The sequence below is a fragment of the Cytobacillus sp. Bac17 genome (assembly GCF_024519925.1).
GTDB classification, from domain to species: domain Bacteria; phylum Bacillota; class Bacilli; order Bacillales; family Cytobacillaceae; genus Cytobacillus; species Cytobacillus pseudoceanisediminis.
Window position 1 is genome coordinate 23,856 of the sequence record NZ_JALJRC010000021.1, and the last position, 16,809, is coordinate 40,664.

16 protein-coding genes are annotated in these 16,809 nt (G+C 36.2%); 4 read left to right on the top strand and 12 right to left on the bottom strand.

Annotated features, from left to right (window positions below):
* Positions 1-42 precede the first annotated feature (42 nt).
* A complete protein-coding gene (locus NR125_RS20595; RefSeq protein WP_071158707.1) occupies positions 43-762 on the bottom strand; it encodes a GntR family transcriptional regulator in 720 nt (239 codons plus the stop codon).
* 459 nt (positions 763-1,221) lie between these two features.
* Between NR125_RS20595 and NR125_RS20600 the strand changes: the two genes are divergently transcribed.
* The 3 genes from NR125_RS20600 (at position 1,222) to NR125_RS20610 (ending at position 3,804) form a co-directional block, all read left to right on the top strand.
* Complete coding sequence (locus NR125_RS20600) at positions 1,222-1,443, top strand: hypothetical protein (protein ID WP_071158709.1); 222 nt, start codon at positions 1,222-1,224, stop codon at positions 1,441-1,443.
* Positions 1,444-2,632: 1,189 nt separating this feature from the next.
* Complete coding sequence (locus NR125_RS20605) at positions 2,633-2,878, top strand: hypothetical protein (protein WP_256816055.1); 246 nt, start codon at positions 2,633-2,635, stop codon at positions 2,876-2,878.
* A gap of 254 nt (positions 2,879-3,132) precedes the next feature.
* Positions 3,133-3,804 (top strand): SOS response-associated peptidase, encoded by a 672-nt coding sequence (locus tag NR125_RS20610; protein ID WP_071158713.1) that lies wholly within the window; start codon positions 3,133-3,135, stop codon positions 3,802-3,804.
* Positions 3,805-3,860: 56 nt separating this feature from the next.
* On the opposite strand, the gene NR125_RS20615 is transcribed toward NR125_RS20610, so the two are convergent.
* The 9 genes from NR125_RS20615 to NR125_RS20655 form a co-directional block, all read right to left on the bottom strand.
* Positions 3,861-4,841, bottom strand: coding sequence for a 2-hydroxyacid dehydrogenase (locus NR125_RS20615; protein WP_071158715.1), 981 nt, complete (start codon positions 4,839-4,841; stop codon positions 3,861-3,863).
* A 75-nt stretch (positions 4,842-4,916) separates the two neighbouring features.
* Positions 4,917-6,236 (bottom strand): TRAP transporter large permease, encoded by a 1,320-nt coding sequence (locus tag NR125_RS20620; RefSeq protein WP_071158717.1) that lies wholly within the window; start codon positions 6,234-6,236, stop codon positions 4,917-4,919.
* On the bottom strand, positions 6,214-6,729 hold the full coding sequence (locus NR125_RS20625; protein WP_071158719.1) for a TRAP transporter small permease: 516 nt from the start codon (positions 6,727-6,729) through the stop codon (positions 6,214-6,216). Before NR125_RS20625 ends, NR125_RS20620 begins: the two co-directional genes overlap by 23 nt.
* 140 nt (positions 6,730-6,869) lie before the next feature.
* Positions 6,870-7,883: a TRAP transporter substrate-binding protein gene (locus NR125_RS20630; protein ID WP_256816056.1), complete on the bottom strand. Its 1,014-nt coding sequence runs from the start codon at positions 7,881-7,883 to the stop codon at positions 6,870-6,872.
* Between the two features lie 37 nt (positions 7,884-7,920).
* Complete coding sequence (locus NR125_RS20635; RefSeq protein ID WP_254786606.1) at positions 7,921-9,420, bottom strand: aldehyde dehydrogenase family protein; 1,500 nt, start codon at positions 9,418-9,420, stop codon at positions 7,921-7,923.
* A gap of 29 nt (positions 9,421-9,449) precedes the next feature.
* The gene (locus NR125_RS20640) at positions 9,450-10,634 is read right to left on the bottom strand and encodes an iron-containing alcohol dehydrogenase (RefSeq protein ID WP_071158723.1); all 1,185 of its coding nucleotides are present in this window, start codon (positions 10,632-10,634) and stop codon (positions 9,450-9,452) included.
* Complete coding sequence (locus NR125_RS20645; RefSeq protein ID WP_071158725.1) at positions 10,634-11,722, bottom strand: Ldh family oxidoreductase; 1,089 nt, start codon at positions 11,720-11,722, stop codon at positions 10,634-10,636. The genes NR125_RS20640 and NR125_RS20645 overlap by 1 nt, the downstream gene beginning before the upstream one ends.
* Entirely contained in the window at positions 11,700-12,386 is a 687-nt protein-coding gene (locus NR125_RS20650; protein ID WP_071158831.1) for an RraA family protein, read from the bottom strand. The genes NR125_RS20645 and NR125_RS20650 overlap by 23 nt, the downstream gene beginning before the upstream one ends.
* Before the next feature lies 1 nt (position 12,387).
* A complete protein-coding gene (locus NR125_RS20655; RefSeq protein WP_071158727.1) occupies positions 12,388-13,419 on the bottom strand; it encodes a LacI family DNA-binding transcriptional regulator in 1,032 nt (343 codons plus the stop codon).
* Between the two features lie 603 nt (positions 13,420-14,022).
* On the opposite strand from NR125_RS20655, the gene NR125_RS20660 reads away from it, so the two are divergent.
* Positions 14,023-14,118, top strand: coding sequence for a putative holin-like toxin (locus NR125_RS20660; protein WP_254786607.1), 96 nt, complete (start codon positions 14,023-14,025; stop codon positions 14,116-14,118).
* 211 nt (positions 14,119-14,329) lie between these two features.
* On the opposite strand, the gene NR125_RS20665 is transcribed toward NR125_RS20660, so the two are convergent.
* Together NR125_RS20665 and NR125_RS20670 are read right to left on the bottom strand one after the other, a co-directional pair.
* Positions 14,330-15,337, bottom strand: coding sequence for a hypothetical protein (locus tag NR125_RS20665; RefSeq protein ID WP_256816057.1), 1,008 nt, complete (start codon positions 15,335-15,337; stop codon positions 14,330-14,332).
* A complete protein-coding gene (locus tag NR125_RS20670) occupies positions 15,319-16,782 on the bottom strand; it encodes a competence protein CoiA (protein ID WP_071158729.1) in 1,464 nt (487 codons plus the stop codon). The genes NR125_RS20665 and NR125_RS20670 overlap by 19 nt, the downstream gene beginning before the upstream one ends.
* Positions 16,783-16,809 lie beyond the last annotated feature (27 nt).

The following is a 16,809-nucleotide window of genomic DNA, read 5'->3' on the forward strand; positions in this document are numbered from 1 at the left end:
AAATCACTCCTTTGAATTTAATATCTAAGAAACAATTTAATCTCAGAGTTGAATTTCTGAACTAAATTGGACTTTACATCTGTCTCCCCTAATAATACTAGTAAATAAAATAACTGGGTTTCCTTGAGGGGTCATTAATAACTTTGTTATCTTTAAAGCAGGTTGATTTTGTTCTACTTCTAACACTTTTGCCTCAAAAGAATCTATCAGCACAGGCTCAATAGAATTCTGATATTTTGTCATTATAATTCCATATTTTTCAGTTATTAGATCAATAAGCTTTCCTTCGAGATTATTATCAAGCAAATCTGGAATAAGCCCTACAGGGATATAAGATTTCTCAATTGCAGCAGGCTCATCATTAAAAAATCTTAAGCGAATGATTTCAAATACTTTTTCCTGATCTTTTAAATTAAGCACTTTTAATTTCCCCGCTGTACCCTCTATAACCTTTATACTAATTGGAGTATGCTTTGTTCCTAGTTCTTCAGGAAAAGTAAAGCTAATAAAATTCCCCTCAATTTTAGGCTTAGAAACAAAGGTACCCACTCCTTTCTTTCTTGTTAATATACCTTCATTAACTAACTCCAATATAGCCTGCCTCATTGTAGATCTACTAACAGAAAAGTTCTTTGCTAAATCGACCTCATTCGGAATTTTATCGCCACTTTTCCAATTACCATTTTCTATTTTTTCTCTTATTAGCTCCTTTATTTGGTAATACAATGGAATACCACTATGTTCGTTAATTAAATCCTTCATCTTAATTCCTCTTTATTCAAATTTTGTTTTTTGTTTCTCCGTTTATTACCTTTTTAACATATCAAAACCAATTGCACTATTGAAAATGTTGAATTAATCGAAATATAGGTTTTAATGCATCTGATTAAAGACCATTACCAAGTCTTTGTATGTACGTATGTTCATATGTCTGTACATATTGATATTATAAATTACGATTTTTCAAAAAACAATAAAAAATTTAAATTTTTTTATACTTTTGTTTTCCTTTTAATTTCTGATAACTCTAAATTCCTAACTCTATATAATTAACAAAACCCAAAAAGCCTTATAATAGTAAAAATTATAAGGCTTGAAAAATTTATTCTTCTGCCAACACCCTCTTTTACCTGAGGTTAAGTGAGGGCTTTTAAAATTCATAAAAAAGACACAAGGAGTTTCCCTTTTTACGACAAATAGTTACAAAAAGGAGTTGATATAATGAATGTAAATGATCTTAATAAGAGGTTAAAGAATGTGGATTCTGAAGAGCAGTTGAGCTTACTTTTCTTTAAAACAAACAGAAAAATGCATGGAGTGCTGCATGGAAAGGAAGTTGCAATCATTACAATCAAGGACGGATATGCACGATACTCATATGTAGATTCTGAAATTAAAGGTTATTGCACAATCAATAAATTGTATCAGTACTTAACTTTTTAGCCCCTCTCTTTGAGAAGGGCTTAAAAGAAATATTTTAAAAGTATTTATATCTTGCGTGAACAGCCTTTTATATAATTTCAGCTATAAAAGCTACTACTGTTACATTAATAAATCCATTTATCGATTCAGAATACCAGAATAACAAGAAAAATAAACTTAAAAGCCAAGCCAGATTTAATACCAAAACTGCATATTGAAGCAAAGCATATAATGCGGTGTCTGCTAGACCCCATTTGTACTGATCATATTCATACTTTGGCTTTATATAACAGGTCAAAATGCCGGAACCAAAATGTGGTCTCCAAGATAAAACACTTCTTATGATTGTTTTTACTTGCTGCTGAAATTTATTATATCGTACCTTTTTTTCTTACAGAATAGAGTATTTTGAATCAAACTTCTCTTTTGATACCCCGTTATCATCTAATATTGTATTTTTCATCTTTTTTCTCCCATATGACAATATTAATTACATATATTGTTATTATTGTATATGGTAGAAATCGATAAAACATATCCAATTTATGGTATATTTATTGTTGCCTGACCTAAGTACTTCCCTTCCTCGGTAACATCTTCAAAGTCAACCCTAAGTCAACAGTAGGTGGTAACCCCTAGGTACTACCTCCCCTGCATTTTTATTCCATTTTTATAAGAGGGGAATATGAATGACAGGGGACAAAATGGGACATGAAAAAAACATGAGTCACAACGAGGGTTATTATTAAAGGGGAAGAATGAACCAAAAAAAATCGTAGATGCCTATATAAAAGATTAAAAGGGTAGTTTCCTTCTTCTGTAGTGAAATCAAAAAAATCCTTTTCCTGCTGGATCGTCATGCTAAAGTAAATTAGCTTAAAGTGAATGCTTGAATAATAATATGGTAAGTGTGAAACACTTGAAGGGGATATTTTTCTTTTTTAGGAGAAGTGAAACTGGCAGTAGATGATCATGCCATTGATGCTTAAAGGGTTGGGTATGATCTTTAATATGAGGAATGGAAAAAGAATGGACAACCGACAAATATGAAAATTATTCTTATTTCCCTTCCTATAATGGGGCTACCGCTGACCGGGAAGCTATGAACATTTTAAAAAAAAGCACGCTATCTTCCAGAATATTATCAAGAACATAAATCCAACATTAAAGCAAATGATTGACGAAAGATTACAAGTAGAAACATTCTGGAATGAAACAAAGAAATAAGTTGTGTATAAAGGGGCAGCAAGTAATGGACGGTGACTTAAAAATAAAACTAGAATGCCTGAGCATTGCCTGGGCTGCTGGAAATACAATTGCATGGCCTATAATGTATGTTCTTTCAGGTTATTTACCATCTGGAATTTCCTTAGGATGCATAGCTTTTATTTGGTATACTGTCCTGAAATATAACCAGACAGCTAAAGAGCTGTGGGGAAAATGGACAAAAAAATAGGATCTTTTCGTACCACAGTACAACACAATAATAAACGCAAAATTTGTGATGGTTCGCGATAAAAATGTGAGACTATATAGTGAGATTTCTGGTGATGTCTGTGATGATTTAAGTAAAAAACGTGATATCAATTTCATTAAATACATAAAGCTTCCACACCAGCCTCCTTGCACAAAGTATGGATAGAGGGATTTTTTAGTTTACACCTAATCAATTTTTGGTAATACATGAAAGATGATAAGGAGGTTAATTAGATGTGCGGTCGTTTTTCCCTTGCTGAAGATATTTCAGCTTTGCAGCAATACTTTGACTTTGAAATCTCAGAGGAAATCTCTCCTCGCTTTAACATTGCCCCAAGCCAAAGAATTCTAACGGTAATTTCTGATGGGCAGAAAAGAAGAGCTGGTACAATGAAATGGGGCCTGGTTCCTTTTTGGGCAAAAGATGAAAAGATAGGCTACAAAATGATTAATGCTAGAGCTGAGGGAATCGATGAAAAGCCCAGTTTTAAGCACGCCTTCAAACGTAGAAGGTGCTTAATTTTAACCGACGGGTTTTATGAGTGGAAAAAACAAGAAGACGGTAATAAGCAACCATACCGCTTTATTATGAAAGATAAGAAGCCATTTGCCTTCGCTGGGTTATGGGAAACTTGGAAAAAAGGAGAACAACCATTACACAGCTGCACTATAATAACGACCACACCTAATGAGGTCACTGAGGATGTTCACGATCGCATGCCGGTAATTCTTCACCAGGACAGTTATGATTTATGGTTAAATCCAAAAAATGATGATACTGAGCATCTTAAATCATTACTTGTTCCCTATCCTGCAGAAGAAATGGATTTATACCCTGTTTCTACAATGGTTAACTCACCAAAAAATGATATATCTTATATTCTTTCTCAGTTGAATAGTAAGTAAAGGTAGGTGGGCTAGAAGAATAAAGCCTCAAACATATAGGATTGAGGCTTTTTGCTTTATAAATTTACTATCTCTTTATTTACAATATGATCAGGAATTTCGCCTTTCAGGGCTTGAATTAAGTTATTTACTGCAACGTTTGCCATCTTTATTCGAGTAGCAATACTAGCACTTCCTATATGTGGTAGTGCTACCACTTTTGGTAAGGTTAACAATTGGTGGTTCCTAGGAACAGGTTCTTGTTCGAAGACGTCAACACCTGCCGCCCAAATTTCATTGCTTACAAGTGCATGATAGAGATCCTCTTCATTTACTATGCCGCCTCGGGCAGTGTTTATCAAAATGGCAGTGTCCTTCATTAACTTAAAATGTTCTTTCCTTATCATATTTTTTGTTTCTTCTGTATAAGGAGTCATGATACAGATAAAATCTGACTCTTTTAACAGTTTATCTAAAGGACAATATTGTATGTCCAATTCCTCTTCGGCGTCTAATTTCCTTTTTCTATTATGATATAGGATATTCATATTGAATCCTTTAGCTCTCCTAACTAATGCCTCTCCAATTCTTCCCATGCCAATAATGCCAAGTGTTGAATTATAAATATCCTGTCCAGTAAGGAGCATTGGAGACCAAGTATTCCATTTTCCATCTCTTAGAAATTCAGAGGCTTCAGGAATTCTTCTAGCAGTGGCCATTAGAAGAGCAAAAGTTAAATCTGCGGTTGTTTCTGTTAATACACCTGGTGTATTGGTAACTATGATTCCTTTTTTTGTTGCTGCATCCACATCAATGTTATTGTAGCCAACAGCCATGTTACTTACAACTTTAAGATTATTAGCCTTTTCTAGTAAGTCCGCGTCAATCTTTTCTGTTAACAAACAAAATAACCCATCTATATCCGGTATTTTCTCTTCAAGCAATATACGTGGAACAGGTGTATCTTCGTGGTCCCAAATTGATATGTCGCATACACTCTGCAGTTCTTTTAGCAGATGGGCAGGAATCTTTCTTGTAATAAATACTTTGGGTTTCAAACTATTCACCCTTCTCTCTTTAAAATTTGATAGATGGTAATAGCCTTTTTGTATAAATATGTCCATCTAGGTGGTTTATTTCAAAAAGCTAGGTAACCACAGTGAAATTTGGGGCAAAAACGAAATCAACAAAATATCAACTAATAAAACAATGTAAAATGGAATAAGGGGTTTAAGAATTTGGTCGATACGAAGCTTCCCTATTTGGCAAGCAACAAATAAATTAACTCCAATTGGAGGAGTTAACATTCCAACTGCAAGGTTAACAATCATAATTATGCCAAAATGAACCGGATCAATGCCGAATGAGATAGCAACAGGGGTTAAAATTGGTGCCATTATAACAATAGCTGCCCCAGTCTCTAAAAACATACCTACAATTAATAAAAGTAGGTTCACAAGCAGTAAGAATATTATTGGACTATCAGAGACAGCTATAAACCATTGTGAAACCGTTGCGGGAACCTTTTCTGCCGTCAATACCCATCCTAAAAGCCCTGCGTTCGCGATAATAAACATAATAATTGCTGTTGAGAGTACTGAGTTACGCAATACCTCCATAATGCTATTTATTGTTAAACTGCGATATACGAAAGCACCTAGAATGTATGCATAAGCTACAGCTACTGCAGCAGCTTCTGTTGGTGTAAAAACCCCGCCATATATTCCCCCCAATATAATAACGGGCATGAGTAATGGTAAAATGGCATTTTTAAAAGCATTTAATCTGCCTTTTGTTGTCATCAATAAAGATTCTTCTAAAACTTCTGAATCTGTTAAATTTAATGGGGTTCTATTTCCATATCCCTTAACTTTGCTAATTACATAAATTGTTAACATTATTGATCCGCCAATTAATATCCCAGGAACTACCCCAGCCATAAACAAATCACCAATAGAGATTGATACTCCAGCTGTTAACGCAAATATGATCATTGGAATAGAAGGCGGAATTATAACACCTAGTTCTCCCGATACTGCTTGTATAGATGTAGAAAAATTTCTCGGAAAGCCTCGCTTAACCATAGCTGGTATTAAAATACTTCCAATCGCAGCTACTGTTGCAGCACTTGATCCCGAAATGGATGAGAAGAACATTGCTGTTACTACAGTAACCATTGCTAAACCACCTGTTAGTTTTCCAACAAGAGAATTTGCAAAATCAATCAACCTTTTAGAAATCCCACCAGCTTCCATAAGACTTCCAGCTAAAATAAAGAAAGGGATTGCCATCAATGGAAATGAATTCATAGAGGAAAAAATCTTTTGTACTGCTACTTGAATTAGAATACCTTCATTTGACATTGCCAGAATGGAGGAAAGCCCCATAGAAAATGCGACCGGCACACCTAATGCAAAGAGAATTATTAGACTAATGAATAATAGAAGTGCCATCTTTGTCCACCTCCGAATTTCCCTTGGATGTCAATATTTCAAACAAAACAGCAACACAATTAATCAATGCTAGTATACTTGCAACAGGTATGGAGGCATAAGTCCAAGAAACAGGTAGTTCAAGTGCACCTGTTGTCTGTCCTTGAATCGTATTTAATATTTTGAATCCATATTGCACCAATAGAAATAGAAATACACTATTAATTATGGTAATAAGAACCTGCATTATTTTATTAATAAGTTTTGGTACGATATGTAGTACAATTTCAACTGAAATTAATAATCCTTTTCGCAGAGCAACGGCTGTTCCAAGTAATACAATCCAAATCATGAGATACTTTATTACTTCTTCAGACCAAACTAATGGACTATTCAGGACATACCGTGCAAAAACTTGGTATATTGTAAGTAGACCAATTCCACCAAAAAGAATTGCTAAGAAATTAAGGATCCACTGATTTATAAGATCTACTATCTTAATAAACCCTCTCATAAAAGCTTCCTCCTAGTGCTATTTATTAAAGGAACATACCCTCTGCGAATTCTACATTGCCTATTAGAATATAGAATTCGTAGAAAGGAGAGGGGAGGGAGTTCCCCTCATCACAATCTAGTTTTTAAATTGGATTTAAGTTATTTTGCAACACGAATTTTTTCGAACGTTTCCTTAATTTCTGGAAATTCTTTATCAACAAATCCGTCAAGTTTAGCTTGAAAAGCAGCTAAATCTGGCTCAACTAGCGTCATACCTGCTTCCTGCAGCTTTTTTAGGTATTCACTATCACCTGAAATTATTTCCTCGGCAGCGTAAGTTTTTGCATTTCCATTGGCTGCCTTCTCTAATATTTCTTGATGTTCCAGGCTAAGTTTGTTAAAAGTTGTATCACTGATCACAAGCGTAATCGGTTCACGAACGTGTTCAGTTTTTACTAAAAAGTCAACAACTTCATTAAACTTAGAATTATAAATTAATGAAAGAGGATTTTCTTGACCATCAATGACACCTTGTTGCATAGATGTAAAAACTTCTCCAAATGACATAGGAGTAGGTGCAGCGCCTAATTGTTCGAATGACTTTACAAACACTGGACTTTCAGGTACTCGAATTTTCAATCCAGCTAAGTCTTCTGGTGTTTTTACTTCTTTGTTAACGGTTAACCAACGAGCACCACGCTCCCAATAAGACAATACTTTATAGCCAGATTCCTCTAAAATTTTTTCGGAAACTTCTTGACCAATTTCACCATTAAAGACTTTATCAAAATGCTTTTGGTCATCAAATAAAAATGGAACTGTAAAGATTTTGGCAGTATCAGATGACCCTGAAAGAACACCGGCTCCCCCAACCCATATATCAGCTGTTCCAACTTTTAAACCTTCTAATAAGTCTTTATCCGCTCCTAAAGTACCATCTTCAAAAATGTCAATTTTTAATTGACCATTTGATAACTCCTCAACTTCTTCCGCAAATTTCTCTGCTGCCTGAGCATGGATTTCAGAGTTCGGCCAAACGTGACCCAGTTTTAATTCGACTACTTCTTTTGATCCTGTATCTGAAGACGCTCCGCTTGTGCTATCAGAACCACACCCGGCTAAAACTCCTACAGAAAGAGCAACCGCCGAAAATCCCGCTAACCATTTTTTCATGTTTCCAGCCCCTTTTTCTTTTTTTAATAGCTAACTATTAATACTGAAAATATACAGCTTTAGTATTTGTAAAGAATTCGATATTGGAATGTCCGATAGAGTAAGCTCCAAAACCCGATTGTTTGACACCGCCAAATGGCAAGTGGGCGGCACTGGAGGTCCCATGGTTAATATGAACCATTCCGCTTTCAACATGTTCAGCGAACTCGTAAGCTGATGCTAAATCTTTAGTAAAAAGAGACGCGGCTAATCCGTAGTCAACTTCATTTGCTACTTCAAATGCTTCTTTAGTATTGTTTACTGTAATAATAGATAAAACTGGGCCAAATATTTCTTCTTTTGCTATTCTCATATCTGGAGTGACATTATCAAAAAGTGTAGGTGACAGGTAGTAACCTTCATCGTATAGTCCACCTTCTAACAATTTCCCGCCATATATTAAGCTGGCTCCTTCTTCTATTCCTATTTGGATATATTTTTGCACTGATTCAAGCTGACTTTTGTCAACTAACGGCCCCATTGTTACTCCATTCTCCCAAGCGGGCCCCACTTTAACTTGTCTTACTTCTTCTAAAATTGCCTTTGTTAGATCTTCTTTCACATTCTTATGGACGATAACTCTGCTTATTGCGGTACAACGCTGGCCACTAACCGCAAATGCTGCACTTACAATTTGTTTTGCGACATACTCTACATCTTCATAATCAATAACAACGGCCGGATTTTTCCCTCCCAACTCTAACTGAGTTTTTACTAATCTCCTCCCTGCAGCTTCATTAATTTTCCTACCTAACTCAGTCGAACCAGTAAAGCTAATTCCTTTCACTAGCGGATGATTAACTAAAGGAGTTCCAACTTTTGATCCACCGCCAACAACTAAATTAACAACTCCATTCGGAACGCCTGCTTCCGCAAATAATTCCATTAGTTTCACTGAAGTCCAAGGAGTTGCAGAAGCTGGTTTAAAAACGACTGTACACCCACAAGCTAATGCGGGAGCAATCTTTCTGACAGGTGTAACAATTGGGAAGTTCCAAGGAGCAATCGCGGCAACAACCCCGATTGGTTTTCTAACCGTTGAGTTCCAAACATTTGGTCTCTCCCCAGGTAGAGTGTTTCCATCTATTCTTGAAGCTTCTCCTGCTGCGAATCTAGCTTCCTTTGCAGCACGATAAACTTCACCTATTGATTCACTAAATACCTTTCCTTGTTCCGCAGACAACATAAAAGCCAATTCTTCCGAGTTACTTTCAAGCAAGTCAGCAAATTTAAATAAAATTGCCCCTCTGTCCGGGCCCGGAACTTTTGACCATGATAAAAATGCTTCATTTGCTGCTTCAACCGCCAGATTTGCATCATGTTCGTTTGAATCTTGAAAAGAAGCTAATTGCTGATCCTTTTTGGCAGAATTATAGATGGAAAAAGTCCTGCCACTTTTACTTTCAGACCATACACCCCCAATAAAATTCCCATGCTCTACTGGTTTATTTGATTCAAGCCATTCTTTCATTCCTCTTTTTTCTTTAATGAAAGTCATGATTATACCTCCCTGGTTCTAATGATTGATTAATTGGTAACCGTCTCTCTAACCTCCGAGCCCATTGCTGAGCGACATATATTTTTCAGATCCTCTAATGTAGGTTTCACTGGATTAACTGGGACATTTCCTGATAACATAGCTTCCTCTGCAATCATATCAAGGTGCTTTTCCTCCAAGCCATAATCAGAAAGAGTTTGGGTGATACCCACATCCTTTTTCAACTGTCGTATTGCACTTACAGCCTTTTCAGCAGCTTCCCTTTTTGTAAATCCCTTTGTATTTTCGCCAAATATTTCTGCGATTTCTGCAAATTTATCTACATTCCCTATGATGTTAAATTGCATTACTTCAGGTAAAAGAATCGCATTTACAACCCCATGTGGGATATTAAAATGCGCCCCTAACGGAATGGCAAGTGCATGAGCTAAACCTAATCGTGTAGAGTTAAAAGCCATGGCTGCTATTAAACTTGCTAATAACATTTGATAACGAGCATCAGAATTTTCACCCTGTACAACAGCTAGTCGTAAGTTTTGGGCAATCATTTTCATAGATTGAATTGAAAGACCTTCAGAAATTGGCTGTGTCGATTTATTTACATACGACTCTAAGGCGTGTGTTAAGGCATCCATTCCAGTTGCAGCAGTAATATGCGGAGGCAGAGTTGAAGTTAATTGAGGATCACAAAGAGCTAATGTAGGCATGTTATATATACTGCCAACACTTAATTTCGTTTTTGCTTCTTTATCAGATAGCACTGACCAAATCGTAAGTTCACTTCCAGTTCCAGCAGTAGTGGGTACAGCAATTACAGGTGCAGCTTGATTTGGGACCAAATTAATTCCAACATAATCACGGATATTACCTGGATTAGTAAGCATTAACCCGATTGCTTTTGCTGTATCCAAAGAACTTCCACCGCCAACACCAATTACAAGGTCACAATTCTCTTCCTTTGCTAGATTTAATCCCTTTTCTACTGATTTAATTGCCGGATCCGGTTCAATTTCAGAAAAAGTGACATAAGGAATTTTACTATCCTCTAGTGGTTTTGATAGTTTATCAACTACACCGGCATTAACAACTCCTGGATCACCTACAATTAATACTTTGGTACCCCCTAATTTTCTGACATGTTCAGCTAAATCATTTATCACACCATTTCCAAACTCAATAGCAGTAGGGATTTCATAACGAAATTGATTAACCATTATTTTGTTACCTCCTTGTTTTTCTGATTAAATATTGCTTGTGATAAATCTAGTCCATATTTTTGTGCTATTTCCTGTAGTTCTTTTACGACTTTTGACGGAAGTTCAATACCATTTGCTTTCTTATAAATAACCCTTCTATGTTCAATCTCTCCAGGAATTAAAATTTCATCGACATTAGGTGCTTTCGGTTCTGCTTTTATCTCACTGATATATTGGTCCATTCTTTGTTTAAACAGCTCAATTGGAATAAACTTGTTTATATCAATTGCGATGAAGAAATGGCCAACATTTTGTGGTTGTTCCCAATTTTCATACATGTTATTGACATATTTTCCAAAACCAGCACCAGTCAGAACTCCTGATAAGATATCTATAAACATTGAGATTGCATAACCCTTTGGTCCACCCACTGGAAGAACTGAACCTTCTAATGCAGCTTCTGCATTTGTCGTCGGATTTCCATCCTTATCGATTGCCCATCCCAAAGGAATTTCTTCCCCTTTTTGCGAAGCTACAATAATTTTCCCACGAGCTACTAGACTTGTTGCCATATCCAAAATGTAAGGTACTGCATCACCAGCAGGAACACCTACTGCTAATGGGTTCGTTCCTAAAAAAGGTCTAACCCCGCCAGTTGGCGGCATTGTTTGCGAAGCATTTGACATAACAAGAAGAATCATATTTTGCTCAATTGCCTTTAAAAGGTAATATGCTCCGGTTCCAAAATGATTTGAGTTTTTCACTCCTACCAGTGCTACCCCGTTTTCTTTTGCCTTCTTAAGAGCAACTTTTAATGCATTTACCCCAACTACAGAACCAATTTGATTATTCCCGTTGACAAGCGCTGTAGAATCACTTTCTTTTTCCACTTCAATATCTGCTGCAGGATTAATCATACCTTCCTCAATCCGTTTTAAATAAATAGATGTACGAACAACACCATGTGAATCAACACCTCGTAAATCTGCTTGAATCAGTGAATCAGCGACTAATTCTGCATTTTGTTTTTTTAGACCAGCTTTTTTAAATACATTTGCACAGAATTCCTGAAGCAAAACCCAATCAAATCTTGTCGGCAAACTCAATATATTCGCACCCTTTCTGCTTTAAAGTATTATCAATCCAGGTGCGATCAATTGTCCCTTCTTCAATTTCCTCAAAAATTTCCTTTTCACGGATCTCTTGCTTTTTAACAAGGGCCAATATTTCTTCAGCTTTATCAACTGGAATCACTGCAACTCCATCCTCATCGCCAACAAGGAGATCACCAGGATGAACAACCATACCTCCAATTGAAACTGGAACATTGATCTCTCCGGGGCCATCTTTATATGGTCCTCTATGAGTTACTCCTTTTGCATAAACTGGGAAATCCCCCTTCATAAAGGCACCGGTATCACGAATAGCTCCATCAATAATAAATCCAGTGATTCCACGCTTTTTTGAAATTTCCAACATAATTTCACCGATTATTGCATTAGTCGTGTCTCCACCTGCATCCACAACTATGACATCTCCTGGTTCTGCGACTTCTATAGCCTTATGTACCATTAAATTATCACCTGGTCTTGTTTTCACTGTAATTGCAGTCCCCAGAAGTTTGCCTTCTTTATGATAAGGTCTTAAACTGCTATTAATTGCATGTAAGCGGTTAAGATTATCGCTAATATGAGGTGTCACAACATTTCGGTACTGGTCAATAACAGATTTCTCGACTCTCTTAGTCACTGGTAAAATACGAAATCCCATATTACTCACTAATAAACTCCTCCTTTTTTGTTCCACACGACTCTCTAATAATTAAATTTGGCTGTAATATATGGGTTATTGGTTGCAAATCACCAGTTTTCTCTATTAGCTCTATTACTCTCTTTGCTGCAAGTTCCCCCATGTCATAAGAAGGCTGGTAAACAGTAGTTAATGGGGGATTTAAATGCATTGACCAAACAGTTTCATCATAGCCAACCAATGAAATATCTTTTGGGACATTTAGGCCCATTTCTTTTATTCCTTCTAATATCTCCAGTGTCATCATATTATTTGTCGAAAAAATTGCGTCAGGACGGTTGGTGGTGGAAAGTAGTTTTTTAACAGCCTCTTTCACCCGTCCTTGCTTCTCCTCTACAACATGAATTAATGAGTGGTCAATCTCTATTCCATTACTTATTAACGCTTTCATATAACCCTCTATCCTATCTAGTCTTGGGCTCACATTTTCTTGTGGATACACGAACAATGCGATCGAATTTTTTCCTTGGCCAATTAAATGTTCAACACCCGCCATTGAACCGGCAACATTATCCATAGTTACAAGATCAATATCAAGTCCAGGAATTTTACGGTTAATAGTTACAAAGGGAAATTTTTGATCAATTAACCTTTTATATAAATGATCATTTTTAACAGTCGCATTAATAATGATTCCATCGACTTGCCTCATGAGAAATGCTTTAATATGTTCTTCTTCCAGTAATTCATCCTCATTTGAATTACAAATCATTAAGTTATAACCGTTTTTCCTACAAGTATCTTCTACGCCCTCAAGCACTCTTGCCCAGAAAGGATTCTTTAAATTGGATAAAATGATACCGATTACATTTGTCTTCATGGATTTTAAGCTCTGTGCTAATGCATTTGGACGATAGTCTAGTTCTTTTATTACTTTTAATACTTTATCAACCGTATCTTTTGTGTTTTGACCATAATTTCCGTTTAAAATTCTTGAAACGGTCGATTTGGATACACCAGCTTTTTTAGCTATATCGGAAATAGTAACCTTCATAATTCACCTCTCCCGCTTTAAATTGAGCCGTTTTTTTGGAAATCGGTTTTGGAAACCGGTTTCCGAAATCGGTTTAATAACAATTTATCAGAATCTTTTATTAAATTCAATATTTTTTTAAAATTATTAATTGTCATATTTACATTGAATAACTCATATTAGTATTAAAGTTTAAATAGCTAACTGCCATAAAATTTAACAATCATATCTAATCGTCAGAATAGCTGAATTTAAATTGATTTCTGGGGAAATTGAATCTAAAAAATAGCAATATTAATGCCTAGGGAATTATTATGAAAAGAGAGAAGTTTTAATCAAGTTAACACTATTTAGAGATGAAATCTTTTTTATGAGAAGAAACAAGAAGATAAGGACAAACATGGAGTTTGATTGTAAAATAAAGCTTTTTCCTTCGCTAGGCTTTGGAAGCTTGGAAAAAGGAGATTTTTTATACTAGGTTAAATTAGCCGCTTCAAAAAATCATTAAGGGTACTTTCCTAATATAGATGCTCTCTCCTCCCCTATGATATACTTTTTTTGTACAGCAAACGCAGGGTGGGCAGCGGTCCCCTCCAATCCATGTAAGGAAAGGGGGTGCCGCTGATGGTTACGTACGAAGCAATGAACTTGATGGTGAGTTTTTCTACACTAATTGTTGCCGTAATCGCTCTAGGTATTTCTTCAAACAAAAAGAAGTAGCCTACCCTGCATCGCCACAATGAGAGTAGGACTACTTCTATTCCGGATTGGCCGCTGCACTTCAGGCAGCTTGCTGTACATTGAGATCCTGGTTCCAGCCAGGGTCTCTTTTTTTAATATATGAACTTTATAGTTAAATTATAAACATAAATATAATTTGAAGTAAAGCAGACAATACCTAATTTGGTATATTTCATAATTGGTTAGTCGATTAGTTCCTATTATAGGATTGGCTAATAAATTCTTTTATATACTGTAAATCCGATACCCACTCTAACCTAATATATGCTTCATGTGGATATTTAACTTCTTCATATGGTTTCCGATCATATTTCTTACCTAATAGGGAGTCGATTTTTTCCTGAAGTTGTAATCCAAGTTTTTCGTCTTTCCTTCCTATATGGAGGATTAAACATCTATGCCGGGCTGTGGTTAAAGTAGCAAATTTTGTCCTCCCCTTTTTTCTATAACCAATGCCATCTTTTGTTCCGGCATCTTCTATGTAAGGAGCAAACTCACTACAAATGTATCGGTCAACCTCTCTTGCCAACTTCTGAGCTGCTTCCTTTTCAAAATGAAGAAAAAAGTACTCCTTTGACTTTTGACGGTCCCCTATACTATTCAACAGGCAGAATTCCTCAAACTGCTTTATTAAAAAACAAGTTATCTGTTCTCCCCTTTCCTCGTTCCAGCTAAGCTCACCTTGAAAGAAGTTCCTAATATCCATCCAGGTTAAAATAATCGGCTTCTCTTTGATTTGCTGGCCCGGCGCAAAGCTATTTTTATGCCCCTCTAACTGTTGGTGAGTTAGGTATGAGTTATAACCTATCTTACACTCAAATAGAACAGATACCTCTTCCGATAAAATGGCTCCATCCGGAATCGTAAACGTCTTTTCTTTTCTATTACGTACTTCATCACTCTCTGCTATACCAATAACAGCGCCTATACTTGATACATGACTCAATACATTAGATACTTGATATCGATATTCGAATGACTGTGTAACTTTGGGACTTAACCCTGCAAATTTGAGGAACTTTGATGTCATTTCCGCTGAGGAATGCTGCAGAACATTAAGAAATGCCTTTGTTAAATTATTCTCTATCTGCAGCTGCTTGATTTCTGGCGTTGACCCTTTGGATTGGCCTCGATAATATTGAAAGATATTTTGATATCTAGACATAGTACCTCCACAGTTTAATTTTGTCTTTTCCAATAATCGTTCCAAGAGCTCGTTACCTTCCTTGGAATTTCTGCTGGCAAGTACAAATTAGGAGCATACTTAAAGGAATTCCATTCTACAAAAATACTCTCTTGGAGACTGCTCGAGGGATGTATGTAATCACTAATGATTTCATGAAATTTTGAGTTTTTGATACTACGCCTCTTTGTTACTCCTATTCTACTTAAATAGTCAATAAAATCTCCTGGAGCGAATATATAATATCCTCCGTATTCATCCTTCACCTTTTCAATTCGAAAATAGCCTTGTCTCCTCATCCATTTAAATTTTTCATTAACGGCGGGCACCCATACAGAAGCAATATCCTTTTTATTTTGTATCCGCTTCTGCTTAAAAATAAATTGATCATATATCCATAACTGCCATACAAACGGAGGTGTCTTTATTAAATGGGCATTTTCTATTTCTGGGAAAAACACCCCCGGGAGGGTTTCAAGAGAAAAGCCATGTTTGTTACATAAGTGATGAAATAGCTTTCGTTCTTGGTATGTAAGCATGTCATATTGTTTCTTGCGTTGTTGTACTAAACTCTTATAAAATTCGTTATAAACAGGCCTGTTTTTTTCTTCTTTTTTTCTTCTCTCATCCTCGTCTCTCTCTTCCTTTTCCTTCTCTAAACGCAAAAGATATTCATAAGCCATAGAGTATAATACCGGCTTTTCATTTAGTTGAAGAATTGTAGAGCGGTTTGCGAAATACTTCAAGATCTCCTCATTCCATAGTTCATCTTCCACAATAGAAGTGGAATTTAGATTTAGCTTTGTAAACTCAGCAGCCCCCTCTAAAATGGTTTTGGTTGCGAGCTTGCCCCCTCGTAGAATATTAAAGCAATAATTATTCTCTTGGTCCTTCAATGAATTGGGTCCAAAATAGTAAACATAGCCATAATTATTAAAGATAGCCCGCTCCAAATCTCTTCTCAAATAAATATTTGGACGGTCAGAATCCTTCCAATCATTAAAATGACTTCCCAATATCCAAAAATCTTTTATTCCTGCAGTATTGTATAGCCGATGCCGCTCTTCCCAAACTTCACCCGGGATAGGACTACATTGATACTCGAAGGCCCACCTTTCACCTGAAGGATGTAAAACAAGTACATCTGAACGTTGATTAGTCTCAGCAATCTTATATTCTAACTCCACTTGTGAAGAAGGATATAACTTCTTCAACCAGTAGGCCAACTGTGATTTACCGTTCATATGTTGCTCTGACTCCGGCTCACCATATGGATAGCTGCACTCTCTACTCTTATGAGCAAAGTATGATCGCTGGATTTTCCCAGCACGGAATTCTACCGCTCCCCGGCACTCCGGACATAGCAACTCCTCTTTATTACACATCTCTTTTATTTTATATTGATTCTCCACATCCAAAGAATTAATTCGAGCTCTCAATTTATCCTCAACGATAAACAAGTGTAGACGTCAAGTCGAATTTTACAC